We start from the raw sequence: 2,017 nt of genomic DNA, 5'->3' as shown, positions 1-2,017 counted from the left end.
ATGCGGGGCGCCGGCGCCGGCGTGACCGGAACCCGGAACGTCGCCCTCGGCTCGGGCGACGGCACCGTCGACTACGACGCCACGTCGAAGGCCTCCGCGGGCAACCTGGTCACCGGCGACGACAATGTCGCGATCGGCACCAATGCCGGCATCGGGGTCGCGGCCAGCAAGACGACCTCGATCGGCTACAATGCGAATGCCTCCGCCGAGAACGCGATCGCGATGGGCACGCAGTCGGTCGCCGACGCCGCCGATGCGGTGGCCATCGGCACCGGCGCGAAGGCCACGGGCGGCAAGGCGGTCTCGATTGGCGCGGGCAATGTCGCCACCGGCGACGGTGCGGTGGCGATCGGCGATCCGAACTCGGTCACCGGCACCGGCGCCGTCGGCATGGGCGCCAACAATACGGTGAACGGCACCGGCGCGGTGGCGCTGGGCAGCGGCAACACGGCGACGGGCCAGGGCTCGGTCGCGCTCGGCAACACCAGCAGCGCGGCGGGCGCCGGCTCGCTCGCCTTCGGCGATGCAGCCTCGGCCACCAATGCCGGCGACGTGGCGCTGGGCTCGGGCTCGGTGACGACGAAGGCGGTCGGCACCGCCGGCACCACGATCCGCGGGACGGCCTACACCTTCGCTGGGGCGACGCCGACCTCGACGGTCAGCGTCGGCGCGCCGGGGGCGGAGCGGACGATCACCAATGTCGCGGCCGGCCGCATCGCGCTGGACTCCACCGACGCGATCAACGGCAGCCAACTCTTCGCCTCCAACCAGGCGATCGAGAACCTCGTGACCAGTTCGGCGACGCACTACTACAGCGTCAATGACGGCGGCACGAAGGGCGGGAACTATGACAATGACGGCGCCACCGGCGCCAATGCGATGGCGGCCGGCATCGGCGCCTCGGCGTCGGGCGCTCAGGACGTGGCGCAGGGCTTCGGGGCGAACGCGTCGGGCGGCGATGCCGTGGCGCTGGGCACCAACACCAAGGCTGCGGCCTCCAGCAGCATCGCGATCGGCGCCAACGCCGCGGCCTCGGGGGCCAGCGGTTCCACGGCGGTGGGTGCCAATTCCAGCGCCAGCGCCAGCAACAGCCTGGCGGTGGGCGAGTTCGCCAACGCGTCCGGCGAGCTCTCCGCGGCTGTCGGTCCGGGTGCGACCGCGTCGGCCGAGAAGGCGACGGCGCTCGGCAACGGCTCGAAGGCTCTGGCGGCCTCGAGCGTCGCACTGGGCGACGGGGCCTCGGCCAACAACGCGGGCGATGTGGCGCTGGGCTCCGGCTCGGTGACGGCGGCGGCGGTCGGCACGGCCAGCACGACGATCGCGGGCAAGACCTACGCCTTCGCCGGCACCACGCCGAACTCGACGGTCAGCGTCGGCGCGGCGGGGGCGGAGCGGACGATCACCAATGTCGCGGCCGGCCGCATCGCGCTGGACTCCACCGATGCGGTGAACGGGTCGCAGCTCTTCGCCACCAACACGGCGGTCGACACCCTCAACACCCAGATCACCGACGTCACCGGCAAGCTGACGCACTACTACAGCGTGAATGACGGAGGGACGAAGGGGGCGAACTACGACAATGACGGCGCCGCCGGGGTGAACTCCCTGGCAGCCGGCGTGGCGGCTTCGACCTCGGTGGACGATGGTGTCGCCATCGGCCACGGCGCGACCGCCGGAGCGAATGCGGGCGATGTCGCCCTCGGTTCGGGCAGCACCACCGCGGCGGCGGTCCAGACGAAGAGCACCACGATCGCCGGCAACACCTACAATTTCGCCGGCACGAACCCGACCTCGACGGTCAGCGTCGGCGCGGCGGGCGCCGAGCGGACGATCACCAATGTCGCGGCCGGCCGCATCGCGGCGGACTCGACCGACGCGGTGAACGGCAGCCAGCTCTTCGCCACCAACACCTCGGTCGACACGCTGAACACCAAGGTCGACAACATCACCACCGGCGGCGGCATCAAGTACTTCCACGCCAACTCGACCCTGGCGGATAGCCAAGCGACGGGGACGG

Annotated in this window: 1 protein-coding gene; it reads left to right on the top strand. The window is 71.7% G+C overall.

Annotated features, from left to right (window positions below; genetic code table 11):
- Positions 1–21 precede the first annotated feature (21 nt).
- On the top strand, positions 22–2,017 hold a 1,996-nt coding region (locus P409_RS32815), incomplete at its 3' end, for a YadA family autotransporter adhesin (protein WP_430515675.1).

The organism is Inquilinus limosus MP06, assembly GCF_000767795.1.
Taxonomy (GTDB): Bacteria; Pseudomonadota; Alphaproteobacteria; order DSM-16000; family Inquilinaceae; genus Inquilinus; species Inquilinus limosus_E.
The sequence above is the reverse complement of the archived record's forward strand: the minus strand, read 5'-3'. Positions and strand labels throughout refer to the sequence as shown.